The 26,604-nt window shown below is 44.9% G+C and carries 23 protein-coding genes; 22 read left to right on the top strand and 1 reads right to left on the bottom strand.

The window, feature by feature from the left end; translation table 11 throughout:
* Positions 1–82 precede the first annotated feature (82 nt).
* The 3 genes from DB398_RS15415 (at position 83) to DB398_RS15405 (ending at position 1,972) form a co-directional block, all read left to right on the top strand.
* Positions 83–592, top strand: a complete 510-nt coding sequence (locus DB398_RS15415) for a cupin domain-containing protein (protein ID WP_108425345.1) — start codon at positions 83–85, stop codon at positions 590–592.
* A gap of 75 nt (positions 593–667) precedes the next feature.
* Positions 668–1,522 (top strand): aldo/keto reductase, encoded by an 855-nt coding sequence (locus DB398_RS15410; protein ID WP_108425344.1) that lies wholly within the window; start codon positions 668–670, stop codon positions 1,520–1,522.
* A 45-nt stretch (positions 1,523–1,567) separates the two neighbouring features.
* The gene (locus DB398_RS15405; protein ID WP_108425343.1) at positions 1,568–1,972 is read left to right on the top strand and encodes a (R)-mandelonitrile lyase; all 405 of its coding nucleotides are present in this window, start codon (positions 1,568–1,570) and stop codon (positions 1,970–1,972) included.
* Positions 1,973–2,109: 137 nt separating this feature from the next.
* Here DB398_RS15405 and DB398_RS15400 read toward each other — a convergent pair whose 3' ends face one another.
* The gene (locus DB398_RS15400) at positions 2,110–2,964 is read right to left on the bottom strand and encodes a MurR/RpiR family transcriptional regulator (RefSeq protein ID WP_108425342.1); all 855 of its coding nucleotides are present in this window, start codon (positions 2,962–2,964) and stop codon (positions 2,110–2,112) included.
* A gap of 253 nt (positions 2,965–3,217) precedes the next feature.
* On the opposite strand from DB398_RS15400, the gene DB398_RS15395 reads away from it, so the two are divergent.
* The 19 genes from DB398_RS15395 to DB398_RS15305 all read left to right on the top strand — a co-directional run bounded on the left by DB398_RS15395 (position 3,218) and on the right by DB398_RS15305 (position 26,601).
* The gene (locus DB398_RS15395) at positions 3,218–4,417 is read left to right on the top strand and encodes an NAD(P)/FAD-dependent oxidoreductase (RefSeq protein WP_108425341.1); all 1,200 of its coding nucleotides are present in this window, start codon (positions 3,218–3,220) and stop codon (positions 4,415–4,417) included.
* Positions 4,418–4,468: 51 nt separating this feature from the next.
* Positions 4,469–5,023, top strand: a complete 555-nt coding sequence (locus DB398_RS15390) for an RNA polymerase sigma factor (RefSeq protein ID WP_108425340.1) — start codon at positions 4,469–4,471, stop codon at positions 5,021–5,023.
* Positions 5,024–5,173: 150 nt separating this feature from the next.
* Positions 5,174–6,352, top strand: a complete 1,179-nt coding sequence (locus DB398_RS15385; protein WP_108425339.1) for a FecR family protein — start codon at positions 5,174–5,176, stop codon at positions 6,350–6,352.
* A gap of 66 nt (positions 6,353–6,418) precedes the next feature.
* Positions 6,419–9,943, top strand: a complete 3,525-nt coding sequence (locus tag DB398_RS15380) for a TonB-dependent receptor (RefSeq protein WP_108425338.1) — start codon at positions 6,419–6,421, stop codon at positions 9,941–9,943.
* Between the two features lie 16 nt (positions 9,944–9,959).
* Positions 9,960–11,339 (top strand): RagB/SusD family nutrient uptake outer membrane protein, encoded by a 1,380-nt coding sequence (locus DB398_RS15375; RefSeq protein ID WP_108425337.1) that lies wholly within the window; start codon positions 9,960–9,962, stop codon positions 11,337–11,339.
* Between the two features lie 202 nt (positions 11,340–11,541).
* A complete protein-coding gene (locus DB398_RS15370) occupies positions 11,542–12,429 on the top strand; it encodes a PIG-L deacetylase family protein (RefSeq protein WP_108425336.1) in 888 nt (295 codons plus the stop codon).
* 61 nt (positions 12,430–12,490) lie between these two features.
* On the top strand, positions 12,491–13,753 hold the full coding sequence (locus tag DB398_RS15365) for an MFS transporter (RefSeq protein ID WP_108425335.1): 1,263 nt from the start codon (positions 12,491–12,493) through the stop codon (positions 13,751–13,753).
* Between the two features lie 4 nt (positions 13,754–13,757).
* On the top strand, positions 13,758–14,594 hold the full coding sequence (locus tag DB398_RS15360; RefSeq protein WP_108425334.1) for an ROK family protein: 837 nt from the start codon (positions 13,758–13,760) through the stop codon (positions 14,592–14,594).
* Positions 14,595–14,614: 20 nt separating this feature from the next.
* Positions 14,615–17,266, top strand: a complete 2,652-nt coding sequence (locus DB398_RS15355) for an exo-rhamnogalacturonan lyase family protein (protein WP_108425333.1) — start codon at positions 14,615–14,617, stop codon at positions 17,264–17,266.
* 89 nt (positions 17,267–17,355) lie between these two features.
* Entirely contained in the window at positions 17,356–18,786 is a 1,431-nt protein-coding gene (locus DB398_RS15350; protein ID WP_108425332.1) for an SLC13 family permease, read from the top strand.
* 181 nt (positions 18,787–18,967) lie between these two features.
* The gene (locus tag DB398_RS15345) at positions 18,968–20,122 is read left to right on the top strand and encodes a cysteine desulfurase family protein (protein WP_108425331.1); all 1,155 of its coding nucleotides are present in this window, start codon (positions 18,968–18,970) and stop codon (positions 20,120–20,122) included.
* Positions 20,119–21,273: an XdhC family protein gene (locus DB398_RS15340; protein WP_108425330.1), complete on the top strand. Its 1,155-nt coding sequence runs from the start codon at positions 20,119–20,121 to the stop codon at positions 21,271–21,273. The genes DB398_RS15345 and DB398_RS15340 overlap by 4 nt, the downstream gene beginning before the upstream one ends.
* The gene (locus tag DB398_RS15335; RefSeq protein ID WP_108425329.1) at positions 21,270–21,875 is read left to right on the top strand and encodes a nucleotidyltransferase family protein; all 606 of its coding nucleotides are present in this window, start codon (positions 21,270–21,272) and stop codon (positions 21,873–21,875) included. The genes DB398_RS15340 and DB398_RS15335 overlap by 4 nt, the downstream gene beginning before the upstream one ends.
* Positions 21,872–22,108 carry a MoaD/ThiS family protein gene (locus DB398_RS15330; protein WP_108425328.1) on the top strand — a complete coding sequence of 79 codons (237 nt, stop codon included), beginning with the start codon at positions 21,872–21,874 and terminating at the stop codon, positions 22,106–22,108. The genes DB398_RS15335 and DB398_RS15330 overlap by 4 nt, the downstream gene beginning before the upstream one ends.
* Positions 22,105–23,118: a HesA/MoeB/ThiF family protein gene (locus DB398_RS15325; RefSeq protein WP_108425327.1), complete on the top strand. Its 1,014-nt coding sequence runs from the start codon at positions 22,105–22,107 to the stop codon at positions 23,116–23,118. Before DB398_RS15330 ends, DB398_RS15325 begins: the two co-directional genes overlap by 4 nt.
* Entirely contained in the window at positions 23,111–23,554 is a 444-nt protein-coding gene (locus tag DB398_RS15320; RefSeq protein ID WP_108425326.1) for a molybdenum cofactor biosynthesis protein MoaE, read from the top strand. The genes DB398_RS15325 and DB398_RS15320 overlap by 8 nt, the downstream gene beginning before the upstream one ends.
* A complete protein-coding gene (gene moaCB, locus DB398_RS15315) occupies positions 23,554–24,450 on the top strand; it encodes a bifunctional molybdenum cofactor biosynthesis protein MoaC/MoaB (protein WP_108425366.1) in 897 nt (298 codons plus the stop codon). Before DB398_RS15320 ends, moaCB begins: the two co-directional genes overlap by 1 nt.
* Entirely contained in the window at positions 24,443–25,435 is a 993-nt protein-coding gene (gene moaA, locus DB398_RS15310; RefSeq protein ID WP_108425325.1) for a GTP 3',8-cyclase MoaA, read from the top strand. The genes moaCB and moaA overlap by 8 nt, the downstream gene beginning before the upstream one ends.
* A complete protein-coding gene (locus DB398_RS15305) occupies positions 25,435–26,601 on the top strand; it encodes a molybdopterin molybdotransferase MoeA (protein WP_108425324.1) in 1,167 nt (388 codons plus the stop codon). Before moaA ends, DB398_RS15305 begins: the two co-directional genes overlap by 1 nt.
* The last annotated feature ends 3 nt before the right edge of the window (positions 26,602–26,604 follow it).

Genomic DNA, 26,604 nt, shown 5'->3' with positions numbered 1-26,604 from the left:
ACTTAAAGCCTTAGGGGCCATTGGGCTTCGTAGGACTTCAAACATCAACTTTATAGCACATAATCCAAAAAAAAGCGAAAAAATGAAAAAAGTAGTTCCGATCCTATTACCGGCCATTTTTATAGTAGCCCTGAGTTGTAAGCAGCCAAAGCAGGAAACTGATGGGCGCCAAGAGGTGGTGGCAGTGGAGCATGCCAAAGAAGTGGATGCTATTTTTCCGCAGGGACAAAAGGGGTCGCCCAAGACTTTTACAGGCAATGCCTATAATTACGGTTTGGTGATGATGGATTCCACGTATACCACATTGGTGGGGAATGTATATTTTGAGCCAGGGGCCAGGAGCAATTGGCATATCCATCCCGCCGGTCAAATTTTGATTATTACGGATGGTGAAGGTTTTCACCAGATAGAGGGGCAGCCCAAGGAAATCCTTAAAAAAGGAAGCGTGGTCAAATGTCCGCCCAATACGAAACACTGGCATGGGGCTAGTCCCGACAAGGGAATGCAACAGTTGTATATCGTTCCCAATACCGAGAAAGGTGTGGTGGAATGGATGGAAGCCGTGACTGATGAACAGTACAACGGCAACTAGTAAGCCAACCGAATATTTATTGGGCACAATAAGAATAATTGTTCAATGCCCTATTTGTCAAATAAAAATAGAACTATGATTTTAGAAGAGAACTATACACTGAACAACAACGTGGAAATCCCCAAGTTGGGACTAGGCACTTGGTTCATAGACAACGTAGCCGTGGTAGAGGCCATAAAAGATGCTGTTCAGCTCGGATATCGCCACATCGATACTGCCCAGGCCTACCAAAATGAAGAAGGTGTGGGCAAAGGGATCAGGGAATGTGGATTGGACAGGGAAGAACTGTTCATCACCACCAAACTGGCAGCCGAGGTGAAATCGTATGATGAAGCCGTGGCATCCATTGACGGTTCCTTAAAGACCATGGGGCTGGACTATGTTGACCTGATGATCATCCATAGCCCAAAACCATGGCAACAATACCAAGGGGAAAATCGCTTTTTTGAAGGAAACCTTCAAGCTTGGAAAGCGTTGGAAGAAGCCTATAAGGCCGGAAAGATCAAGGCCATCGGACTTTCCAATTTTGAGATACAGGATGTGAAGAACATTCTGGAAAACGGTTCGGTAAAACCCATGGTCAATCAGATTTTGGCCCATATCACCAATGTTCCCGAAGAATTGATCGCGTTCTGCAAAACGAACGATATCCTAGTGGAGGCCTATTCGCCCATTGGACATGGCGAGCTGTTCAAAAATGATGAGGTCGCCCAAATGGCGGACAAATATGGGGTATCCATACCGCAGTTGGGCATCAGGTTCGATCTTCAACTTGGCTTGCTGCCATTGCCAAAAACAGCCAACCCGGCCCATATGAAGAACAATGCCGACCTGGATTTTGCCATTACCGATGCCGATATGGAAATCCTTAAAGGCCTGGAAAAAATCAAGGATTATGGAGAAGCCAGCAAGTTTCCCGTGTATTCTTGATGGCAGTGAAACAAAAAGAAGTGTTCAATATATAAAATTAGAAACATGAAAATTTTTAGAAATGGGGATGTCCCATCCATGAAGGGACCCGATGAATGGTTCACTGGAGATGTGATCGTTGACCCTTTGTACCAAAATGTCAAAAACGTCACCAAAGGAGCGGCAGCCTTGGTAACCTTTGCTCCCGGCGCCCGGACCGCTTGGCACACACACCCAGCGGGCCAGACCTTGATCGTCCAATCTGGCTTGGGGTGGATCCAGAAAGAAGGCGGTCCCATAGAAGAGATCCGCCCAGGCGACATCGTATATTTTGAACCCAATGAAAAGCATTGGCATGGGGCATCTGCCCAAAAGGCCATGAGCCATATTGCCATTCAGGAAGAAGTCAACGGAGAGGTCGTCACTTGGATGGAAAAGGTGTCTGACGAACAGTACTTAAAAAAGCAGTAATGTTTGGAAAAACCAGCAAAAATAAAATTAGTAGCACTCTCCAGTTATTCCCAAGGTAATTACTCATTAGCCTTGACTGTTGGATACATTGGAGCGCGATATTGACTTTCACAGGACAACCACACATACATCGATTTTTAGATTTTATAGATGTTCTGCTTTTCGGACATATCCCTAAAAAACTTGAAACGCGCAACAGTCTCTTCTTTGAGAATATTGGCCATACTATAAAAAATGGCATTCACCACGCTATATGCCCCAACCATTGCGCCAAAGTAATAGCTATGGGAACTATTGATCAGAATGAAAAGGTCGCTATATTCCAACAAAGGGGAGAGGTTACTGTCCACTATTGCTACGGTCGTTGCGTTTCTTTGCTTGGCAAATTTTAGGGCTTCTATGGTCTGGTTCTGACATTTATCCAAGCAAATCCCCACCACGACATCTTTGTCGCTAAAATGATCCATGTTCAGGAAAAGTTCGCCATGGTATTCGGTACTGGCATGTATCTGGGGTACCGCAGACCTACAGATTCGCTCCATATACTTGGCGACCAGGCCAATGTGTGCCAGCCCAACAATGTAAGTGTGATTGGAGCTGATAATGGCACGTGCAATTTTTTCCATGACCTCAAAATCCATGGCCTCATACGTTTTTTGAAGCATCATGATGTCCCCCAAAATGGCATCTTGGGCCACTTTTTGGGGATTGTCCTGGGACTTCACTTCTCGGATCATTCCCGTAAAGACTGAATCCACCCTTGTCAGCTGGACTTCTTGTTTCAAGAGTTCCTTCAGTTCAAAAAATCCATTAAGGCCAACCGCTTTACAGGCCTTGACCACTGTAGCTGGGTTGACTCCCAAATGATGGGCAAATTCCTCCATACGCATCAGGACAACCTTATCTGGAAAATCCAATGCATATTGGATGACCAATTTTCTTTTTCGGGAAAGCTTCGAAATACAGATATCCTTGATTTGTTGTATGCTCATAATTAGCAAGTTAGTCAAATGAATTGATAATGAAAATTAAAAAGCAATATTAATAATGCTTTATTGTAAAAAACAATCTTAGTGATGCCAATTAAAGTTTTTTTTATAATTTGTTGAATATTTATTCATTCGGGGACCTAATTGTCATTGATAAAAGGATAGTTGCAAAACATGTAAACATTAGGGAATATGCCCACGTTTCTAAGTTGTGATGACTATGGGTTGAAATTGTTCAAGTCAAAAGAAGAGAAGCATGAAAGCGTACGATGTCCTTGTTGTGGGAGGAGGAATATTTGGTGTTACCGCAGCTGTGGAACTGGCCAGACGGAAGTATAAAGTGGGTTTGTTGAACCCAGATTCAGTACCGCACCACATGGCAGCTTCAACAGATGTTACCAAAGCGGTGCGTATGGAATACGGATCGGACAGGGAATATTTTAGGATGGCCGAAAGGTCCATTGGACTATGGCGGGAGTGGAACAATTTCTTTGGAGTGAAGCTGTATCACGAAGTGGGCTTTTTGATGCTCTGTAAAAAAAGCATGGAAAGCGGCGATCAGCGATTTGAAAAGTACAGCTATGGGGAATTGTTGGACAACGGATACGATGTGGAGTATTTATCGGCCTCGGATATCAAAACAAGATTTCCTGCCATAAATGCGGAAACCTATTCGGAGGCCATCTATAACCAAGTGGGAGGTTACGCAAATGCAACGCTGGCCTTAACGACCTTGATTGGCTATGCCAAGGAACTTGGGGTGCACATTCATGAAGGGCAGATGGTGAATGGGTTTGATATTGTGAATAATTCTGTGAAAGGGGTGAAGACATCGGGGAACGAAAAATTTGGAGCCGACCATGTAGTGGTAGCAGCCGGGGCACATACCCCGTTATTGTTGCCAGAACTTCAACCTTACATGAAGGCTACAGGCCACCCGGTTTTTTGGTTGAGGCCCCATGACGCAAAAAAGTTCAGAGGAGATCGCTTTCCGGTGTTTACGGCGGACATCTCCAATACAGGATGGTATGGGTTTCCTTATTTGGAGGAACAGGGAATTGTCAAGATTGCAAAGCATTCCAATGGCAATACAATAGATCCCGAAATGGGGGACAGGCAAGTTACAGATATAGAAGTAAAAGAGATGAGATTTTTTGTAAGGGAGTCTTTTCCTGAATTGGCAAATGCCCCATTGGTGTATACCCGTAGGTGTTTGTATACGGACACATTGGATGGGCATTTCTGGATAGATAACCACCCAACCGTAAAAGGACTTTCCGTGAGTTCGGGGGGAAGTGGACACGGATTGAAGATGGCACCGCTACTGGGACCCATGGCCGCAGATGTGGTAGAAGGGAAAACCCATGAATTTTCCAGCAGGTACAGATGGAGGCATCTTACCATGGATACTGTTCAAGTGGAAGAAGCCAGACATGTGATAGACCGCAGAATTTAAGATGATATGTACTTGTCCAGATCAATGCTGGACAATGTTTAAAAAAACAAAATGGACCCAAAGAGCTATCATAACGAAAATTACCTCGTTGAGCAGCTAAAAAAAGGCTCAGAGGAAGCCTATGGCCATTTGTTCAAGCAATACCATCGGGAGCTTTGTAATTACATTGCTGCCATTACGGGGGATTTGGAGGTGTCGGAGGATATTGCGCAACAGGCATTCATAAAGTTATGGACCAATCGCGACAAGCTCAATATCAAAGAGAACAGCCTCAAAAAATATCTGTTCAAGATAGCCTACAACCTTTTTTTGGACAGTAAAAGAAAAGAGAAAAAAGAGTTTCAGCTATTGGAGAGCCTAAAACAAGAAGCCTATCTTGGAATGATGGAGACCGATGCTTCCCTTTTTGAGGAACGGCTCAAAAAAGTAGAGGCTGAAATAGAAAACTTACCGGAGCAATGCAAAATCGTATTTATGCTCAGCAAAAAAGAGGGGCTCAAATACAAGGAAATTTCCGAAAAACTCCATATCTCCATAAAAACGGTTGAGGTGCACATGGCCAAGGCCCTAAAACGACTAAAGGCACAACTTTCCCTATTTTTCTAGGCCAATACCCACGATTTTCAATTGTATTTCTTCTATCCTTTTTAAGGAAGAACGGGATGTTTCCATATTTTAAATGTTAAAATTTTATGATAGAGTAAGGGTTTTTTTAAAAACCCGCGTCTGTTTAGTAAAGAGATAATTACATATCCAATGACCAGACTCGATATCAGGAGGATTATTACCAAGTACATCAACCAAGAGGCTACCCCTGAGGAAATGACCATTTTATATGAATGGGTAAAGAAAGGGAACAACCAAGAGGTCTTTAAAAAATTGGTTCAAGCCGACTTTCTTATCAACTATCAAAACCGTTCATGGGAAACAGAAGAGGCTTTCAAACAATTCTTGGAAACCATCAAAGAAAAAGAAAGCAAAAAGGTCCGTGTCTTCCATCTGGGCAAACACGTGTATAAATATGCGGCCGCTATCATTTTACTCGTTGCCTCATCAGCGTATTTTATTCTTTCCAAAAATTCAACATCGGTTTTGGAACCCAAATTGGATTCCGACCAGATAACCCTTCAATTGGACAATGGGGAAATCATAAGTTTTGACCCGGACAGTGATGCCACCGTAAAGAGCAAAACAGGCAAAACTGTGGTTTCGTTGGTAAAAGGGGTATTGTCCCAGAACAACGAAACCAATGCAAGGCCCAATGCCAAGAAAAATGTGCTTAGGGTGCCTTTTGGAAAAAGTCTTTCCCTGACGTTGCAAGATGGTTCGGTGGTACGACTCAATTCAGGGTCCACACTTATATACCCATCCTCATTTGTTGGAGTGGACAAAAGAGAGGTACAGTTGGAAGGGGAGGCATTTTTTGAAGTGGCCAAAAATCCAGACCAACCCTTCATCGTAGGCACCAAAAATATGTACACCCAGGTTTTTGGTACCGTGTTCAATATTTCGGCCTATGATGAGGACAGCATATCAGAAGTTGTGCTTGTGGAAGGCTCGGTCGGGATTGGTGGTACAGATCAGACCATATCTGGGGATGTACAGATGCTCAAACCATCCCAAAGGGCATCGAGCAGGGAAGGCAGTGGGGGGCTATTCGTCATTGAGGATGTGGACGTGACCCCATACATTTCTTGGACGCAAGGTGTACTGTCCTTCGAGAACGAAGAAATGTCGGAAATCATCAAAAGACTTCAAAGACAGTTCAATATAAAGATTGTCAACAAACACGAAAGGCTCGGAGAACGTAGGTTCACCGGGATGTTCGATGAGGAGGACCTGGACCGTATCCTGAGGACCATACAGGCCCATACCCATTTTAGCTATTCCAAAGAAGGAAACACGATAACAATAACAGAACCCAAAAAACAGTAGTGCCTATGATGTGAAACACTTTAAAAAAACCAAAAAAGAATACTAACTGACTAGACTAATTTAATCATGAAAAAAAACCAAACCATATGTGCCTGGGCCAAAAAGCTCAGTAAGAATGTATTGTGTTGTTTGTCCTTGCTGCTTTTTTTCAGTTTTGGCAATGCTACCAATTGTGCACAAGACGATGTCATCACCATGAGCTTTGAAAACCGGCAAGTTGGCGACATCTTTGAAACCATTACAAAATCCACAGGATACAAATTTTTTTATGAAGCCTCGGAGGTCGACCTTAACCGAAAGGTGACCATTTTCCATAAGAATTTATGCATTGAGGATTTTATGAAACAACTTCTCAAGGGCTCAGGATTGAGTTATGAAGTGGTTGCTAGGCAAATTGTCATCAAAAAAATTGGCGAGCCCACCCTTCCTTCATTGATTCCCCAAAAAAAGATAGAGGTACAAGACCCCCAATCCATGCTTTCAGGGACAGTTGTGGACGAAAATGGGGTGCCTTTGCCTGGAGCAAGCATCATTGCCAAAGGGACGACGGTGGGAACAACTACAGATTTTGATGGAAAATTTGAACTGTCATTGCCCTCTGGGACAACCGTTATACAGGTAACCTATATTGGCTACAAGCCGAAGGAGGTCAGTGTTGTTGGCCTAACCTCCATCACTGTTGGAATGGAACCCGATGCAGCCGCTTTGGAAGAAGTGGTGGTTGTTGGGTATGGTACCCTGGCCAAAACAAAAGTAACAGGGTCCGTAGTTTCCATTCAACCAGAAGCGATTGTAAGTATCCCAACAATTACGCCGGAAGGCGCGTTGATCGGTCAAGTCGCTGGGGTACAGGTACAGGAAGTCTCCGGTGAGCCCGGAGCTGCCCCCAATATTAGGATCAGGGGTTCAGGTTCCATTTCCGCTGGCAACGACCCATTGTTCGTTGTGGATGGAATACCAATTTCCAGAAACCTTACATCATCCAGTCAATTGGGCTCATTGTCCAACCAGTCACAGGCGTTCCAACCACCGACCATCAATCCACTGGGAACCCTTAACCCCAATGATATTGAATCCATGCAGGTGCTTAAAGATGCCAGTGCGGCTGCTATCTATGGGTCCAGAGGGGGCAACGGGGTATTGCTCATCACGACCAAAAAAGGGTCCAGTACCGAAGAAGGTGTATTCTCTTTCGATTCTTATGTGAGTATCCAATCGGTTGCCAATAAGATAGATTTGATGAATTCCGCAGAACTTATAGATTATACAAGGGATGCCAGGAACAATAACTATTTGGTGGATTTTCCAGGAGCTTCGGCCGATGATCCCATTGGACCAGGTGAACGAGGAAATACCAACTATGAAATGCCCGCTTCTTATGTGAATTGGGATGGTACCGATACAGATTGGCAAGATTTGATTTTCAAGACAGGAGTGGTACAGAGCTATAATTTCTCATATGCTTCCCCGATAAGGAACAAAACAAGTTTCTATACCTCCGCAGGATATTTTTCCCAAAACGGAATCATAGAAAAATCAAAATTTGAAAGGTATTCTGTGCTGATGAACCTGAATTCCCAATTGACCGAGAAATTGAATCTAGATCTTCGATTGGCCCCTACAGTAACCGAAAACCAAAGGGTTCCGGCCAATTCACCATACTTTGCGACCCCTCCAGGAATTGTATACTCGGCCATAGTGCATTCCCCCGTGGTAAAACCATACAATGCGGACGGTACCATCAATCAATTGGACAACCAATCCCATTTGGCAGGTGGAACCACTACTGCAAGTAACCCCTTGGCGATCATTGAGGGAGTGGAGGATCAGATATTCCAATTTCAGAACAGAGGAACCCTAGGGCTGACCTATGATATCTTGCCCGACCTAAGTTTTAAAACCTTGGGAGGTGTGTACATCAATTTGTTCAACCAGGATTTTTATAGGGCCAATACATTATTGCTACGGAATTCCACTGTAGGAAATCCATATGGTCAGGCCTCTACATCGACAGAGACCAATTGGTTGTGGGAGAACACATTGAGCTGGAAAAAGGAAATAGGGGACCACTATGTGGATGCCGTTTTGGGATATACGGCCCAAAAAGACAATGTAAGATTGGAAAGGGTTGTTGCCAACAACTATCCTGATGATTTGGTGACCACCATCAGTGGTGGACAGGTATATGCCGGAACATCGGTGAAGGAACAATGGTCCTTGCTCTCTTCGCTGTTCAGGGTCAACTATAGTTTTAAGGACAAGTACCTCTTTACAGGAACCATCCGTTCCGATAAATCTTCCCGTTTTGGCAAGAACAACCAAACTGGATACTTCCCTTCGTTCTCCGTAGGGTGGAGGTTGAACGAGGAGTCTTTCTTGGCATCTTCTGAAACCATATCAGAGCTGAAGCTCAGAATGAGTTGGGGGCAGACAGGGAACTTTGAAATACCAAATTATGGTGCCGTGGGGCTATTGTCTCCCCAGAACTATAACTTGGCAGGCAACGAGGTGAACGGAATTGTCCAATCCACTATCCCAAACCCAAATTTGACATGGGAGAAATCCGAACAAGTGGATGTGGGGATGGAATTGGGACTTTTCAACAACAGGATATTCTTATTGGCAGATTACTATGATACCACTACAAGGGATCTATTGTTGAACGTGGCCATTTCCTCCGTATCTGGCTTTGAGACTACATTGAGAAATCTTGGAAAGGTCCAGAACAAAGGTTTTGAGATTGCCCTGAGTACCAAAAACTTTGTAGGTGATTTTAGCTGGGATACCGATATCAACTTCTCTACCAACAAAAATGAGGTGTTGGCGTTGAATGAAGGCAATGAACCCATTTATTCCACGGGTAGTGCAGGTATTCGCCACGTAACAAGGGTAGGTGACCCTATTGGTAGCTACTATGGTTATGTTGTGGAGGGTATTTACCAGACCCAAGAGGAAATTGACAATGCACCTTTCGATACACAGGCCCCGAATCCAGGTCCTGGGGATTTTAAATTCAAAGATATCGACGGTGATGGACAGATCACCCCTGATGATAGAACGGTTACCGGCAGCTATTTCCCGGATTTCACTTGGGGTATCAACAACAAGTTTAGCTTTAAAGGAGTTGATTTCAGTTTCTTGATCCAAGGAGTCGAAGGCAATGAGATACTCAACCTTACCGGAAGACACCTGTTGAACGGAGAGGCCAACTTTAACTCCTATGCGGTGTTCAATGATCGTTGGCGATCGGCCTCCGACCCAGGAAATGGGTGGGTTCCAAGAGCGGACAGGGGAAGTGGTAACCACGGAAACAATCAAAGACCATCATCTTTCCAAGTTGAGGATGGATCCTATGTCCGTTTACGAAATGTAACGCTCGGATATACCTTGCCAACCGACAACCTGTTCGGTAGCAAGATCCAAAAACTACGTTTCTATATCACCGGTACCAACTTGTTTACCATTACGGACTATTTGGGCTATAACCCTGAGGTTAGTAGCATTACAACCAATAGTTTGACTCCGGGAGAAGATTATGGCGCTTTTCCATTGACCAAGTCCTTTACAATGGGAGTAAACCTAAAGTTCTAACCTAAAAACGGAAAAAATGAAACGAATTCTATATATAATGCTATGCACGGTAGTGTTTGCCGGGTGTAGCGAAGATTTTACCGATCTCGCACCGATCTCCAACCGAAATGAGGCCGATTTCTATAAATCTGCAGCCGATTTTGAGGTGGCCATCAATGCCAGTTATAGGGGATTGCAGAGTACAGGCATCTACGGACGTGGCTATTGGACCATGTTCGAGATGCGGAGTGATAACACCGATCAAGGCCCCGATGCAACAGGTTTGGCAAGACAGTACACCGAAATCAATGCATTCACAGAGGATGCTCTGAATGAACAGGTGTCAACGGCTTGGAGCGAATCCTATAAGGTAATTGCAAATTGCAATGTGATCTTGGAACGTATCCCAACAGTGGAAATGGATGCGGCTATAGGAAACAGGATAGCAGGAGAAGCTCTTTTTATCCGTTCCCTGATGTATTACCATTTGGCCATTGCCTTTGGAAATGTGCCATTGCAGTTGGAGCCCTATGTGGCCGGTGATGAACTGGTCCAGGTTCCGGAAACTATGGTTTTGGAACAATTGGTCACCGATTTGGAAACGGCGGAAGGCTATCTTCCCATTTCATATCCTTCCAGTAGTGTTGGAAAAGCCACAAAAGGAGCAGCGGCCACATTATTGGCCAAGGTGCAACTTACGTTGGGCAACAATTCAGAAGCAGAGACGGTTTTGCGTAGGATCATATCTAGTTATGGATATGATTTGGTTCCTGAATATGCAGACCTGTGGGGTGTTGACAATGAGAACAATGAAGAGTCCATCTTTGAGGTGCAGTTCATGAGTGGGGGAATAGGCCAAGGAAGTCTGTTCACGAACGACTTTTCCCCAAGTTCCGCTTTGCAGGCAGGGGCAGGTTATGGAAGGAACAGGCCAACCGTTTCCATGCAAGAAGCCTATGAAGTTGGCGATGCCAGATATGATGCTTCCATGGGAGATTCATTTATCAACCTGGATGCCGAGGTGGTAGAGGCGCTATACATTAAAAAGTACCAAGCGGATATTGCCATAGAGAATGATTCGGATATCAACTTTGTGGTCTTCAGGTATGCCGATGTGCTGCTGATGTTGGCCGAGGCCCTTGGTGAAACTGATGAAAGTTATGATTTGATCAATGAAGTAAGGGATAGGGCCGATTTGGGGGAAATAGATGCGGCCACCCCGGGCACATTTGAGGAGAAACTGCTTCAAGAACGAAGGGTGGAGCTTGCTTTTGAAAATCACAGATGGGCCGACTTGAGACGATTTAATGCCATCGCTAGGGTTATTGTAGCGGAACCGATCATTACAGGAACCCGTGAATATTTCTTTATTCCCCAGCGTGAGATGGACATCAATCCAAGTTTTGATCAGAATTAGGGTTTTAAAATATTGAAAATTAGCGTTTTCTATATGTTGAGTTAGTTTGATTGATCGCCCCAAACCATGGATTGCCTACTTATGGTTCTATGGATGACTGACTCTATTGAAAATGCAGATTTTTCTATAAAAAAAGTTGCCTGGATAGGTGACCTGGAATTTGATTGCAATAAAATAATAAACCAAATACACACAAAAGACAATGAGAAAATTTACGATGGCATTATGCCTGTGCCTTGCGTTCGTGGTAATGCAAGCACAAGAAAAAAAACTATTGAATATCATAGCCATCGGGGCGCACCCCGATGATTGTGACTCCAAGTTTGGAGGTACGGCAGCCCTTTTTGCCAAGATGGGGCACAATGTAAAGTTCCTTGCTTTGACCAATGGAGATGCAGGTCACCAGAGCATGGGGGGCGGACCATTGGCCAAGAAGCGTAGACAAGAGGCCAAGGACGCGGCAAAAGCCTTGGGCATAGCCGAATATGAAGTGTTGGACAACCATGATGGGGAATTGTTTCCTACTTTGAATGTTAGATTGGAAGTGATCCGTCGTATACGTGGTTGGGATGCTGATATTGTTTTGGGCCTAAGGCCAAATGATTATCACCCAGACCACAGAAATGCAGGGTCCGTAGTGCAGGATGCAGCTTATATGAACATAGTTCCCAATGTGGCGCCCGACACTCCGCCTTTGAAGAAAAACCCAGTTTTCCTTTACATGAGCGATCATTTTCAGAAGCCTTATCCATTCCAAAAGGATATTGCAGTGATCGTTGATGAGGTCATCGATACCAAAGTGGCCGGATTGGCGGCTCACGATTCTCAAATGTTCGAGTGGTTGCCCTGGACCAACGGTACAGATTTGTCTACCATCCCTACGGGAAAAGAAGAACGCCTGGCATGGTTGAAGAACAGATGGATGAACAGAAAACCGGATGCAAGCACCTTGGAAGCGGCCAAGAAATGGTATCCGGGCAGGGACATGTCCAAAGTACAACAAGTTGAGTTCTTCGAGATATGTGAGTACGGCAAGCAACCTACCGAAGAAGAAATCAAGCAATTGTTCCCCATGTTGGGAAGCAAATAGATCCAAAACCAAAAAACCAGACCCGGGAAGAGATTCCAAATAAATAACCAACTGACCACCAATGGAGAATAGCAAGCCCACGACCAAGAGATACTATCCTATTATTGGGTTGGTAATGCTGGTGTTCTTTGTAATATCATTCATCACCAACATACTCAATTCCATAATAGTAGACGTAAAGGACAGTTTTGACCTAAGCCTCACTTTAACAGGCTTATTGCCCTTCACTTTCTTTATTGCATACGGGATCATGTCCATTCCGGCAGGATTCCTCTCCGAAAAGTATAGTGAAAGGACCTTACTCTCCGTATCGTTCTTGGTCATGGCGCTTGCTTCCCTGGGTTTTGCCCTTATCCCCCAATATGGCATGTTCAGTATAACATTGTTCACTTTGGGATGTTGTATGGCCGTTTTGCAAGTAATCATCAACCCCATGTTAAGGGTTGCAGGAGGTGAGGAACACTTTGCGTTCAATTCGGTACTGGCGCAGTTGGTGTTCGGGGCAGCTTCATTTTTGAGCCCTTACTTGTATAAATATTTGGTGGATAGGGAAGGAACACAAGGGGATGCCATAGCAGAAACATTGCGTTCGTGGGTACCTGAAAACTTACCATGGGTATCATTGTATATCGTTTTTGCGGCCATATCGGTATTGCTGTTCATCTATGTTTTCATGACAAGATATCCCAAGTTTGAAAAAACTGAGGATGAAAAGGCTGGAGATGGCAGTTCCTATTGGGATCTGTTGAAAAACAAATGGACCATATTATATTTCTTGGGCATCTTTTGTTATGTGGGCACCGAGCAAGGAGTGGGTAATTGGATTTCCCAGTTTCTATCCCAATATCATGGATTGGACCCACAGACCGTGGGAGCGGATACCGTGTCCTATTTTTGGGCCATGTTGACGGTAGGGTGTCTATTGGGGTTGGTGCTCTTGAAATTTATGGACAGCCGTAAACTGTTGATTTTTGCAACCGCCATAACCATGGTGTTTTTGGTGTTGGCCTTGACAGGTTCTTCCCAAATGGCCCTGGTCGGGTTTCCCATGGTCGGGTTTTGTATCTCGGTCATGTATTCCATCATTTTTTCATTGGCCCTCAATTCGGTCAAGGAATACCACGGTTCACTTTCGGGGATTCTTTGCACCGGGATTGCTGGGGGAGCGGTCATCCCATTCATTGTAGGAGGGCTAGGGGAGATGACGTCCTTGAAGTCTGGAATGTTCTTCTTGCTGATTCCACTTGCATTCATATTTACCATAGGCTTTTGGGCAAAACCATTGGTCAACAACAAGACCATTAGCCTTAAAAAGGAAAGTTAGTCCCATGCAAAAGGAATTGATAGGGGTTGATATTGGAGGTACCAACATGAAGGCAGGGAGAGTGGTCAACGGTAAAGTGATGAAAAGCCATTTGGTGGAAGTAGATCGGAACGATTCAGTGGAAGCAACGCTTTACAAACTGTTTGAAACCATCAATGAAACCATGACCGATACGGTGGAAGCCATAGGAATTGGAGTCCCGGCAGTGGTGGACCCAGGGTCAGGTATAGTATACGATGTGCAGAACATTCCTGCGTGGACCAAGGTGGCCTTGAAGGATTTGGTATATCAAAAATATAAGGTCCCCGTATTCATAAACAACGATGCCAATTGTTTTGCACTGGGAGAAAAATACTTTGGAAAAGCACAACAACATACCAACTGTGTAGCACTTTCCCTAGGTACAGGACTAGGCATGGGTATTTTAATAGACAACAAGCTGTACAATGGTGTTTTGTGCGGAGCAGGGGAAATAGGCATGCTTCCCTATAAAAATGGCATTATGGAGCATTTTACGGGTAGTTTTTTCTTTGAAGACACATACGGGAAATCTGCCAAAGCACTTTTCAACAGTGCATTGGAAGGAGATTCCTTGTCCCTGCAGGCATTCAAGGAATATGGAAAGCATTTGGGAGAGGCCATAAAGGCCATTCTCTATCTGTTTGCGCCCGAGATGATCATTCTTGGAGGGTCCATCAGCAATGCGTATCCCTTTTTCAAGGATGCCGTAATGGATGCTCTGGAATCATTTGCCTATCAAAAACAACTGGAACATTTTAAAATTGAAACATCAGATTTGGTGGATTCACCCATTTTGGGTGCAGCTGCACTATGTCTGTAAACCGAATAACCTAATATATAATGAGAATAATCATAACAGTACTGCTCGCATGTTTCTTGCTAAAGTCCTGTGCGAAACCAGAACCAGGCAAACAGTTAAGTATTACCATAGAGAACAATAAAAAAGGTGCGCCCATAACCTTGGGGATCCCTTTCCCAAAAGGGGAACTCTACTCTGCGGACAACCTACGTTTATTGACTGCCGAAGGTATGGAGATTCCGTGCCAGACCACAGAGGTTACCAATTGGGGACCCATAGACGAAAGCATCAAATGGGTATGGGTATTCTTTTTTTCCGAAGAAGGATCCGATTATGTGCTGGAATATGGGGATGGTGTTGTGCCCATGCTTCCAAAGGAAAAAATCATATCCACCAATAACATGAGGCCGCAAGGGGGAATAGATGTGAACACGGGACCGCTGTCTTTTTCCATCCACAAGAGAGGAAACGGTTTTTTGGATGAGGTATATCTGGATTCTGATCAAGATGGGAAGTTTACCGAAAACGAATTGATAGGATCTTCCAAAGGGGAAAACCGGGGGTCTTTCTTTGATATTTTGGACGATGCGGGCATAGATGCATCCAAAGCTGTCATCAATGAGGTCTTTAGAGAAAAAGGCTCTGGACCTATGCATTCCATTTTTAGGGTGGAAGGGACGTATACCTACAATAGGGCAGACAACAACATCTCCCCCTTCTCCATTTGGTTGCACACCTATGCTGGCAAAAGCTACATTAAAGTGCTTCATACCATGACCTATACCGGTATTCCGGACAAACATAAACTTCAGGAAGGTCAGCATGCGAACATAGCAACGCAGAACAAAAAAATCTTGTCCGAACAAACAGCTGATGATCCGGGATGGACACAGCCCAATGACCAGATTGCAGGGGTAGGTCTGCAACTCAAATACCATTTGGATGCCAATGTGAGTGTTTCCATGCCTATGTACGATGGGGATTGGAAGGATGGGAACGCCAAGACCGTTATAGAAAAAGTTGCGATGAATGGTAGTGATGCCGTCCAATTGCTACAGAAGGGTCCCGAAGCTCAAGAAAGTCCAAGCATGAGAAGCCTTTATTTAAGTGGTTTCAAAAAAGAAGATGGTCAAAAAGGGAACGAGCCCCAACCAAATTTTGAGGCAACCGTGACCAAAACAGGAGCCAACGTGGCCCAAACCCAAAAAGCAAAGGGATGGATAAATGTTTCCGATGGGAAAAGAGGAATCGGTGTCGGGATAAAGAACTTTTTGAAGGAATATCCCAAAGGGATAGAGTTGGACGCTTCGACGTCCACATTGACGGGAAGCATATGGCCCAAGGAAAATGGCCCGAAAAGCTTTGCCCGGGCTAACACGGAGAGTGATGGTGAAATGCTCGGCAATTTTGCCCAGGGCATTACCAAAACCACGGAATTCATCTACTATTTCCATGAGAACGATTCCCCTGAAGAAGTAGGGGAGAAAATGGACTATGTATTGGATTCACCCGTGGCACATGCTTCCCCAGAATGGTACACCGGTTCCAAGGTGTATGGAAATATGGCACCTTTCTCTGAAAAGCACCCAGAATTTGAAAATGCATTGCAATACAAATACCAATGGTGGGCCTATAACCAAGAGAACGAACCATGGTATGGCATATTCAATTATGGGGACGGCAAGACCTATTTTTTCAATGGTAGATGGGTCATGTGGACCAATAATGAGCCAACGACCGATTTTATGCTCTGGACCAATTTTATGCGGACGGGAGACCCCAAGTTCTTCAATTTGGCACAGGCCATGAGTAGACATACCATGGATGTGGACAATATCCATTGGCCGCGTAAGCGCACCTATTATGGTGAAATAAATGATGCCATCGATTTTTGGAACTATGAAGATGAGCCAGAGTCCACACCATATTTAGGTATCGGAAGAAGACATGCCAATGAGCACTGGAATGCACTTTTAAGTGCACACGTTTGGATCCAGGGATGGATAGCGGACTACTATCTTGCTGCAGACCATAGGGCCCTTGAAGTGGCCAAAATGACCGGAGATACCTATATCAATCGTATTTGGGGAGACCACGACCTAAGAGGAAGAAGACTTTACCTTTCAGTGCTTAACCTTGTTGAACTTTATGATGCAACCAAGCTCAACAAGTATAAGGATGAGTTGGATGAAAGGGTAAATACCATGCTGGAACTGCAAGAAAGGCAAGGGGGCAACCTGCTATTGGACAGGTATGGATATAGCCAGACCTATGTGGCCCAAGGGCTGTATAAGTACCAGCAGATCACTGGCGATGAAAAAGTGAAGAAAGCCCTGATCAATCATGCAAGATGGGTAAGGGATGTACCTCCACTGAACCACGAAATGGAATCCTATCTGGCAACCATATACCCCTTGTTGATCGGTTACGAGTACAGTGGTGAAAAAGTATACCTCAATGAGGCACTGGCTAGGGCAGAAGTCCTTAAAATAGGGGAATTGCCCCAAAAACCGGAAGATTACAAAAATGCGGTTGCATATAGTGACGATTTGGTGAAGATTTCAAACCTCCCAGAAAGTAAGGGTCGCTTTACCAACTGGCAGACCAATCAGGGACTACGGGTATTTGGTTGGACACATGCCTATAACATTCCTTATTTGTTGTATTGGTTGGACGAGGAGCCTATCGATTAAAAACAAAAAATCTAAAAAGGGAACCCCGATCATAGGTTGGAAGGCTCCCTTTTTTATGTTGCACATTTAACTAAACAACTCGTACTATAATGCACTACAAACGTTTGGGCTTTGTCCTTGGTCCATTACTTTTTGTCCTGATCCATTTGTTTTTTGAGAGCGATGGCCTTTCCGAACAAGGAAAGGATCTGCTTGCCGCAACGGTTTGGATAGGTGTTTGGTGGGTCTTGGAAGTATTGCCCATTGCCGCTACGGCACTGTTGCCCATTATTCTGTTTCCTTTGTTGGATACGATAAGCCTAGGGGAAACCACCGCCAGTTATGGACATAAGTATGTTTTTCTCTATATGGGAGGGTTCATGTTGGCGGTTGCAATTGAAAGATGGAACCTTCATAGGCGGATTGCCTTGAATATCATAAAGCTCATAGGGACCAACATGTATACCATTGTCCTTGGGTTCATGGTCGCAACGGCTTTTCTTTCCATGTGGATCTCCAATACGGCTACCACTGTGATGGTCATGCCCATGGCAGTATCCATTATCAGTCAATTAAAGGACAACCCCACCACCCAACAGGACGAGAACCAGATATTTGGTAAGATGCTGATGCTGGCCATTGCCTATGCTGCTTCCATTGGTGGTATAGCTACATTGATAGGTACGCCCCCGAATCTTGTTTTTGCCGGATTTGTCCAAAAAACATATGGCGTGGATGTAAGTTTTTGGCAATGGATGAAATTTGGGTTTCCCGTTGCTACAATATTACTTGTCTTGGCCTGGCTTTACCTTACCAGGGTAGCCTATCCCTTGAGGCAGGGAAGGTTTCCAGGAGGTAAAGAGGAAATTAACAGACTTCTACAGGAACTTGGGCCAATGGGTAGGCAAGAAAGGATGGTTCTTGGGGTATTTGTCCTCACTGCATTTTGTTGGATCTCCCGTTCCTTTTTACTTCAGTATTTCATTCCGGCCATGGACGATACCATCATAGCCATAGCTTCGGCAGTGGTGCTTTTTGCATTGCCTGCAGGAAAAGAAAAAGGCTCCATACTGCGTTGGGAAGAAGCTGTGCAGATTCCATGGGGCATTATTCTACTTTTTGGGGGAGGGATGGCCATTGCAAAGGGTTTCGAAGATACAGGTCTAGCAAGTTATATTGGTGCACAAATGGCCTTTTTTGATGGATTACCACTGTTAGGTTTGTTATTGTTGGTCATCACTTGTATCAATTTCTTGACAGAGGTCACATCAAATCTCGCCACAACGGCCATGATGCTTCCGGTTTTGGCACCTTTGGCCCTTACCTTGGGGATAGACCCCTTCGTATTGATGGTGGCTTGTACCTCTGCCGCATCCTGTGCATTCATGTTGCCCGTGGCCACTCCTCCGAATGCAGTGGTTTTTGGGTCAGGATACCTAAGGATTCCGGATATGGTAAGATGTGGCTTTTTCATGAATGTTTTATCAATAATCGTCATGGCCCTTTTTATTTATTTTCTTCTGCCAGTTTTGTGGGACTGATAAGCCCCTTGTTGAAAGGCGATGAATTCTGATTGGATGTCGAACATGGCGATACGTTCAGGCCATTTTTCAATTCCGGAGTAAATGGCTTGGCCTTCGGCAAACGGTTTGAAAAATGTATGCACAGAATCCACAATATTAGTAAATTGCGTTATGTGCGTACGTACATAACGCAATTCCTATGGTTTTGAGTGATAAAATTTACTTGGATTTTAATGCAACCACACCAGTTGAGCCTGATGTGGTCAAGGCCATGATCCCTTTTTTTACGGAGAGTTTTGGAAATGCAAGCAGTGACCATTCGTTTGGATGGGCTGCAGACGATGCGGTTGAAAATGCACGCGGGCAAGTTGCACGGTTGGTCAATTGTAGGCCCATTGAGCTTACATTTACCTCGGGAGCGACGGAGGCGATAAACCTAGCTTTGTTTGGTTTTTGTATGTCGAACAAAAGCAAGGGAAACCATATCGTTACCTGCGGTACGGAACACAAGGCCACATTGGAAACCATGGAAGCCTTGGAGCGACAGGGTTTTGTGGTCACGTATCTAGGAGTGGACAAACAGGGAAACATTGATTTGGAGGAATTGGAAAAAGTGATATTGCCATCAACTCTGTTGGTGTGCATTATGATGGCAAACAACGAAACCGGATTGGTCCATCCTATCAAGAACATATCAAAACTGGTGCATGCAAAGCATGTGGCACTGATGTCAGATATCACACAGGCCGTCGGTAAAATCCCCGTGGACCTCAAAGAGCTGGGAATCGACATGGCCATTTTTTCATCACACAAAATTTATGGACCCAAAGGTGTAGGCGTCCTATACATGAACAAGGACAACCATACAACGATTGCCAAGCATCTTTTTGGAGGGAACCATGAGAAAGGGGTGAGACCTGGGACCCTAAACGTTCCTGGGATAGTAGGATTTGGTGCTGCATGTAAAATAGCAAGTGCCCACCTTGAAGAATACCATCAAAACCAGTTGGATTTGAGAAACCGATTGGAAGAGGGATTGTTGGACTTGGAAGGGGTCACCATAAATTGTCACGGTCAAGAAAGGCTGCCCAATACCACAAATGTGTCGTTTGCAGGCGTTGATGGGACAAAATTGCTCCGTCATTTGAATACCTTGGCCTTATCACGCGGTTCCGCTTGCACCTCCAACCAAGTGAACCCATCACATGTATTGAAAGCCATGGGGATGGAAGATGTCGATGCTTTGGCAAGTTTACGCATCAGCACCGGACGAAGCACCACCCTGGATGACATTCAAAAGGCAGTTTTTAAGATCAAGACCGTCGTTGGCCAACTAAAAACAGTGGTGTTATGAGGGAGCTGGATGTCATACTAATACGCTATTCGGAGTTGAGGTCACAAGATGTCCGATGTGTTTTGGCCACAGTGGTGCACGTCGAAGGGTCATCCTATCGAAGGGCCGGAGCACGGATGTTGGTGGACGAGTATGGAAATATCACAGGGGCCATCAGTGGAGGGTGCTTGGAAGGGGATGCACTCAGAAAGGCACTTTATGCCTTAGATCGGGAAGAAAACAAACTGGTCACGTATGATACCAGCGATGAAGATGATGCAGTAATCGGGGCACAGTTGGGCTGCAACGGAATCATCCAGGTACTTTTTGAGCCGATGGATTATGCTGATGAAAATAATCCCTGCGAACTTTTGCAGAAAGTGGTTGGAAGAGCGGACCCATTGGCCATCTCCGTTGTTTTTGACTTGGATAAACAACAGGAACAATTGGGGACAGTATTGGTAACAGATGCAGGGAATGGATCTCTCAGTGAGAAAATCAATGATGACCTGCACAGGGCATTGCTGTCAAAAAGTGAAGAGGCCATCAAACAAAATACATCTTGCTTTGTGGAAATAGCACTAGGGAGTAAACCGTATTATGCGTTTATCCAGATTCATCGACCTCCTGTGAACCTCGTTTTGGTGGGAGCAGGCAATGATGCCCAAATTCTTGCACAGCAGGCCGAACTTTTGGGGTGGAAAGTAACGGTGACCGATGGTCGCCCAACCCATGCCAATAAAGAACGTTTTGTAGGCTCGTGCCAAGTCATTGTCACCAAGCCGGAAGAAACGTTGAAGAACATCAACATAGATCAGCAAAGCTGTTTTGTGCTCATGAGCCACAACTATAACTATGACCTTAGTGTACTGAAGCTATTGCTGGAGAAACCCAAAATACCTTACATTGGGATTCTGGGGCCATCAAAAAAATATGATCGCATGCTCAACGAGTTGGCGGAAGATGGCATTCAAGTCTCGAAAGAGGACTTGGCCAAGATCCATGCACCCGTTGGGTTGGAGATCGGCGCGGAAACCCCAGCGGAAATCGGATTGTCCATTTTGGCCGAAATCCAAAGTGTGTTGACCCATACAGGGGGCCGACCTTTAAAACAAAAAGCGGAGCCCATTCATGATATTGCTGAAAATCAATTCCAAAAAATATCCATTTGAGTCCAGTAGAAAACATAGCGGTCGTGATTTTGGCGGCAGGAGGATCCACTCGCTTGGGGCGACCTAAACAGCTAGTGGAATTTAAAGGGAAAACACTTTTGGGACACACCATGGACAACACCAATTTGTTGGGGTTCCGAACCAATATATTGGTGCTGGGCGCAAATTTGAAGGATATTCAAGAAAAAATTGATACTGAAGGATATAACGTGGTGATCAATGAAGGGTGGGAACAAGGAATGGCATCCAGTATAAAAATAGGTCTGGAATCCGCCTTGGCAATAGAAAATGAATTAGATCATGTGTTGTTTTTAGTGTCCGATCAGCCCTTTTTGGAATTGGAAAATTTACATCAACTGATACACACACAATTGACACAAAACCCCCAAGCCACCTATTCCCGGTATGGCAACAATAGTGGGGTGCCGGCCATTTTTGGCAAAACAGCGTTCTCGCTCTTGTTGAATTTGAAAGGAGACGAAGGTGCCAAGAAACTGATGCATTTGGAAGGATTTGATTTTTGTACGGAGAACTTCAAAAGAGGAGGATTTGATGTGGATACGGAAGAAGACATACGGCAACTAAAACAAATGGAAGTATGACAGTGACCATAAAATATTTTGGTTTGGTGGCCGAGGCAGCAAATAAGTTTGAAGAGGTCATGGAGCTGAATGGAGAGCTCACTGCACGGGAGCTAAAGGAACACTGTCTGAACGGACTGTCCATTACGGATAAGGATTCCGTCCAAATTGCCGTGAACCAAAATTTAGATGATCAAATAACCCTAAAAGATGGTGATGAAGTGGCCTTGTTGCCACCATTCGCAGGAGGATGAGCAGGTACGACAGACAAATAAAACTCACGGAAGTTGGCCAGAAAGGCCAGGAAGAATTTCGGAATGCCAAAGTACTGATCGTTGGTGTTGGAGGATTGGGCTGCCCTGCCGCGATGTATTTGGTTGGTGCGGGTGTGGGCAAGATTGGCCTGATGGACCATGACAGGGTCGATGTCTCCAACCTGCACAGGCAAGTACTATTCAAAGAATCGGACGTGGGGAGACCCAAGGCACTTGTGGCCAAGGAACGATTGGAAAAACAGAACAGTGAGGTACAGTTTGAGGTATATGAAAAACCGTTGACTGTTGAAAATGCGGAGAATACCGTCAAGCAATACGATATTGTCCTGGACGGGACCGATAATTTTGAAACCAAGTACCTCATTAACGATGCTTGCCTATTGGCTGACAAACCTTGGGTTTTTGCCTCCATTTATAAAAATGAAGGGCAATTGTCGGTCTTTAATTACAAAGATGGACCCACCTACCGCTGCGTGTTTCCCAAAAGTACCCGACAGAACATCAGTTGTGAGACTACAGGGGTTTTGGGCGTGTTGCCGGGCATCTTGGGGACCCTTCAAGCTGCGGAAGTTATCAAGATTATCTTGGGTGCAGGCGAGTTGCTTTCAGGTAAGCTAAAACTCATCAACATGATGCTGTCCAGCGAACAGACCATCAAACTGAACAAGCGTCCCGAAGAAATTGAAAAAATACGCAAAGGGGGGATTGCCCCTGTTGATATCGATTGCGACTTGAAGGACAAGGAGCAATGGTATCTCGATGTGCGCGAGGCATTTGAACAGCCCAAACCAAAAGGAAAAAAAGTGTTGAGCATTCCCTTGGGCGATCTCACATCACGATACCGGGAAATCCCTGACAATCAGGAAGTTTTTGTGTTCTGCCAGTCTGGAAAGCGAAGCAAGAACGCAATCGAAATCCTTAAAAATGAATTTGGTTTCCATAATTTGAAAAATGTGGAAGGCGGTATAGAAACTATCATCGATGGATAAGAAAAAACCGAAAAAAGTATTTGTGCAAGGGGCGATCCCTCCCGAAAAAATAGCCCAATCGGTGGCCAATCACCAAAGTAAGACGGACATTGGTGCACATAGTATTTTTTTGGGACAGATCAGGGCAGATGAAGTAGATGGAAAAAAGGTGACCGCTATCGACTACACAGCTTATGAAGAGATGGCGGAGACGGTATTCCATGAAATACGCGAAGCAGCTTTTGCCAAGTTCGACATTACCTGTGCCCATATTTACCATAGTCTGGGCAAGGTAAACGTAGGCGAGCTCTGTCTCTTCGTGTTCACTTCATCGGCACATCGAAAAATCGCGATAGCCGCCACCAACTTTTTTGTGGAAGAGATCAAGGCAAAAGTGCCCGTGTTCGGCAAAGAAATTTTTGAGGACGAAACCCATCAATGGAAAGTGAACAAGTAATGGTAGACATCACACATAAGGTAACGACCCTTCGGGAAGCAACTGCGGAAGCCATCGTAAAAACGAGCACTCAAGCTACTATCGATGCCATTCAAAACAACAAGGTTCCCAAAGGGAATGTATTTGAAATGGCGAAGGCAGCGGGATTGTTGGGCGTGAAAAAAACACCTGACCTGTTGCCCGATTGCCATCCGTTGCCCATTGAATATACAGGAATCGATTATGAAATCAATGGTCTGGACATCATCATTTCGATGACCGTGAAGACCATTTACAAAACAGGGGTAGAGGTAGAGGCGATGCACGGTGCCAGCGTTGTGGCGCTCACCATGTACGATATGCTAAAGCCGATTGATAAAAACGTGGAAATCGGCACCATTCGTCTCAAATCCAAAAAAGGAGGAAAATCCTCTTATAAAATCAATTCGGAAGGACTGACCGCTGATGTTGTTGTTTGTTCCGATACCATTTCCAAAGGAAAAGGAGAAGAGAGGGCAGGGGAGGCCATCATCAAGAAATTGAAGGATTTGGGAGTGGAATCACAAAAAAGCATCATTCCTGATGAAGCTGAGGAAATCATCAAAAAGGTAGAAAACACTTCCGCAGACCTGTTGATTTTTACGGGAGGTACTGGTGTTGGGCCACGGGATGTCACCCCACAGACCTTGGAGCCCTTGCTGGACATCAAACTAAAAGGAGTAGAAGAACAAATGAGAAGCTACGGGCAAGATCGGATGCCGTATGCGATGTTCTCGCGATCCATTGCGGGAATAAGAAATGGCAAATTGATTTTGGCATTGCCAGGTTCCACCAAGGGAGCGGCGGAGTCCATGGATGCGATTTTCCCACACGTGCTGCACGCATTTAAAGTGATAGAAGGAAAAAGACATGATTGACAAAAAACCACAAATACTGGACAATTTTGGTAGGCCGCACACCTATCTCCGCATTTCATTGACGGATCGGTGCAACCTTCGGTGTTTTTACTGCATGCCCGAAGAAGGCATCGAGTTGATGGAAAAACCGAGCATCATGACCCTGGAGGAAATCATCGAGATGACCAGAACATTTCGAAATCTGGGCGTGGATACGGTCCGATTGACGGGTGGAGAACCTTTGGTTCGGAAAAATTTCGGCTTTTTGGTCGAGGAGCTGGCCAAACTGGGCGTGACCCTTAAATTGACCACCAACGGTATTGTGCTTGACAAGTACCTGGAACTTTTCCAAAAGATAGGATTGCGCAAGATCAATTTTAGTCTGGACACTTTAGATAAGGCCAAATCTATCTTCATCACCAAGCGGGACTATTACGAGCGGATTATGGAGAACCTCGAAATGGCGCTTGAAATGGATATGCAAATCAAACTCAATGTGGTCTTGATCAAAGGGGTGAACGACAACGAGATCAATGATTTTATCGCTTTGACAAAGCATCGAAACTTGGCTGTAAAGTTTATCGAGTTTATGCCCTTCAAAGGGAACAAGTGGGATTGGAGCAAGGGGGTTGGTAAAGAGGAAATCCTACAGACCATTGGCAATGCATTTGGTGAAATAGAGGAACTTCAAAACCCAAAGCACAGCACTTCCACAAACTATAAAGTGAAGGGGCACAAGGGCAGTTTTGGGATTATAAGCACGATTACCAATCCATTTTGTGATGAGTGCAACCGCATTCGCCTCACGGCAGATGGGAAAATGAAAAATTGCCTGTTCGCCACATCAGAGACCGATCTGTTGACCCCATTGCGCAAGGGAGAAAAAATGGAAAACATCATTTTGGACGCCATAAAATCCAAAAAGCATTCCCGGGACGGTATGGAAGTAAAAATGGACGCAACGCACTATGAGCAAAACCGTTCAATGATTTCAATAGGGGGCTAATGGTACCGATTTCAGAAGCACTCCGCATCATTGATGACCAAAAAATCAATGTAAAAAGCCAAACCCTGCCCTTGGGGGAATCTCTTGGATATGCCCTGTCAAAAGATATGTTGTCCCCTTTTCATGTACCCGAGTTTGACAATTCCGCTATGGACGGTTATGCCCTGTGTGGACTTTACCAAGAATATAAACTGGTAGGTGAGGTAGCAGCAGGGGAATCCAAAGAAATACGGTTGAATGATGGGGAGGCCGTTCGTATTTTTACGGGTGCCAAAGTGCCCCAAAATACTTCCGCAGTGATGATGCAGGAGAAAACTTCGGTGGAATCTGGTACACTTTTCTTGGACGGAATGCCCAGAATAGGACAAAATATCCGAAAAAGAGGCGGACAGCTCTCCGAAGGGCAATTGGTATTCGGGAAAGGACATGTTTTGGCCCCACCCTCTCTATCCTTGATGGGAAGCCTCGGATTGGAGCATTTGGAAGTATTTTCAAAGCCTCGGGTGAACATCATCACCACCGGCAATGAACTGGTGCCCCCTGGACAACCCAAGACAGAAGGGCAGATCTACGAATCCAACAGCTTTGCCATTGCAGGAGTGTTGCAACAATTTGGGTTCAGGCATCAGCATAAAATGAAGATCAAGGACGATCTTGAGGCAACCAAAAAGGGCATTAATAATGCCTTGGAATCCTGCGATGTCCTGATAGTTTCTGGTGGGATATCGGTAGGTGACTACGATTTTGTCCGGCCGGCCTTGGAGGCGAACGGAGTGGACGAATTGTTTTATCGGGTACTCCAAAAGCCTGGAAAACCATTGTATTTTGGACGAAGGGCAAACCAATTTGTTTTTGCACTGCCAGGCAATCCGGCTTCGTCCCTCACCTGTTTTTATATGTACGTGCTACCTCTACTACAAAAGTTTTCAGGGTATGGAAAGGTAGGTTTGCCCACGTACCAATTTCCCATAAGCCATGCCTATACGAACAATTTTGGACGTCCCTCCTTCCTCAAGGCCCATGTATTCAATGGAAAGGTGGAGATATTGGACGGACAGGGATCTTCCATGATCCAATCCATGGCCATTGGGAATGCCCTGGCTTTTGTGGATGATGGGATAAAATTAAAAGAAGGGGATATGGTGGAATGTAAATTGATTTCTTGATAG

It is taken from the genome of Flagellimonas amoyensis, assembly GCF_003058265.1.
GTDB lineage: Bacteria > Bacteroidota > Bacteroidia > Flavobacteriales > Flavobacteriaceae > Flagellimonas > Flagellimonas amoyensis.
Note: the sequence above shows the minus strand (reverse complement) of the source record. Positions and strands in the feature narration are given on the sequence as shown.

Excerpts from the sequence above, each read along its gene's own strand:
- DB398_RS15415 (WP_108425345.1), top strand. The coding sequence starts at position 83 with ATGAAAAAAGTAGTTCCGATCCTATTACCGGCCATTTTTATAGTAGCC.
- DB398_RS15410 (WP_108425344.1), top strand. The coding sequence starts at position 668 with ATGATTTTAGAAGAGAACTATACACTGAACAACAACGTGGAAATCCCC.
- DB398_RS15405 (WP_108425343.1), top strand. The coding sequence starts at position 1,568 with ATGAAAATTTTTAGAAATGGGGATGTCCCATCCATGAAGGGACCCGAT.
- DB398_RS15400 (WP_108425342.1), bottom strand. The coding sequence starts at position 2,964 with ATGAGCATACAACAAATCAAGGATATCTGTATTTCGAAGCTTTCCCGA.
- DB398_RS15395 (WP_108425341.1), top strand. The coding sequence starts at position 3,218 with ATGAAAGCGTACGATGTCCTTGTTGTGGGAGGAGGAATATTTGGTGTT.
- DB398_RS15390 (WP_108425340.1), top strand. The coding sequence starts at position 4,469 with ATGGACCCAAAGAGCTATCATAACGAAAATTACCTCGTTGAGCAGCTA.
- DB398_RS15385 (WP_108425339.1), top strand. The coding sequence starts at position 5,174 with ATGACCAGACTCGATATCAGGAGGATTATTACCAAGTACATCAACCAA.
- DB398_RS15380 (WP_108425338.1), top strand. The coding sequence starts at position 6,419 with ATGAAAAAAAACCAAACCATATGTGCCTGGGCCAAAAAGCTCAGTAAG.
- DB398_RS15375 (WP_108425337.1), top strand. The coding sequence starts at position 9,960 with ATGAAACGAATTCTATATATAATGCTATGCACGGTAGTGTTTGCCGGG.
- DB398_RS15370 (WP_108425336.1), top strand. The coding sequence starts at position 11,542 with ATGAGAAAATTTACGATGGCATTATGCCTGTGCCTTGCGTTCGTGGTA.
- DB398_RS15365 (WP_108425335.1), top strand. The coding sequence starts at position 12,491 with ATGGAGAATAGCAAGCCCACGACCAAGAGATACTATCCTATTATTGGG.
- DB398_RS15360 (WP_108425334.1), top strand. The coding sequence starts at position 13,758 with ATGCAAAAGGAATTGATAGGGGTTGATATTGGAGGTACCAACATGAAG.
- DB398_RS15355 (WP_108425333.1), top strand. The coding sequence starts at position 14,615 with ATGAGAATAATCATAACAGTACTGCTCGCATGTTTCTTGCTAAAGTCC.
- DB398_RS15350 (WP_108425332.1), top strand. The coding sequence starts at position 17,356 with ATGCACTACAAACGTTTGGGCTTTGTCCTTGGTCCATTACTTTTTGTC.
- DB398_RS15345 (WP_108425331.1), top strand. The coding sequence starts at position 18,968 with ATGGTTTTGAGTGATAAAATTTACTTGGATTTTAATGCAACCACACCA.
- DB398_RS15340 (WP_108425330.1), top strand. The coding sequence starts at position 20,119 with ATGAGGGAGCTGGATGTCATACTAATACGCTATTCGGAGTTGAGGTCA.
- DB398_RS15330 (WP_108425328.1), top strand. The coding sequence starts at position 21,872 with ATGACAGTGACCATAAAATATTTTGGTTTGGTGGCCGAGGCAGCAAAT.
- DB398_RS15325 (WP_108425327.1), top strand. The coding sequence starts at position 22,105 with ATGAGCAGGTACGACAGACAAATAAAACTCACGGAAGTTGGCCAGAAA.
- DB398_RS15320 (WP_108425326.1), top strand. The coding sequence starts at position 23,111 with ATGGATAAGAAAAAACCGAAAAAAGTATTTGTGCAAGGGGCGATCCCT.
- moaCB (WP_108425366.1), top strand. The coding sequence starts at position 23,554 with ATGGTAGACATCACACATAAGGTAACGACCCTTCGGGAAGCAACTGCG.
- moaA (WP_108425325.1), top strand. The coding sequence starts at position 24,443 with ATGATTGACAAAAAACCACAAATACTGGACAATTTTGGTAGGCCGCAC.
- DB398_RS15305 (WP_108425324.1), top strand. The coding sequence starts at position 25,435 with ATGGTACCGATTTCAGAAGCACTCCGCATCATTGATGACCAAAAAATC.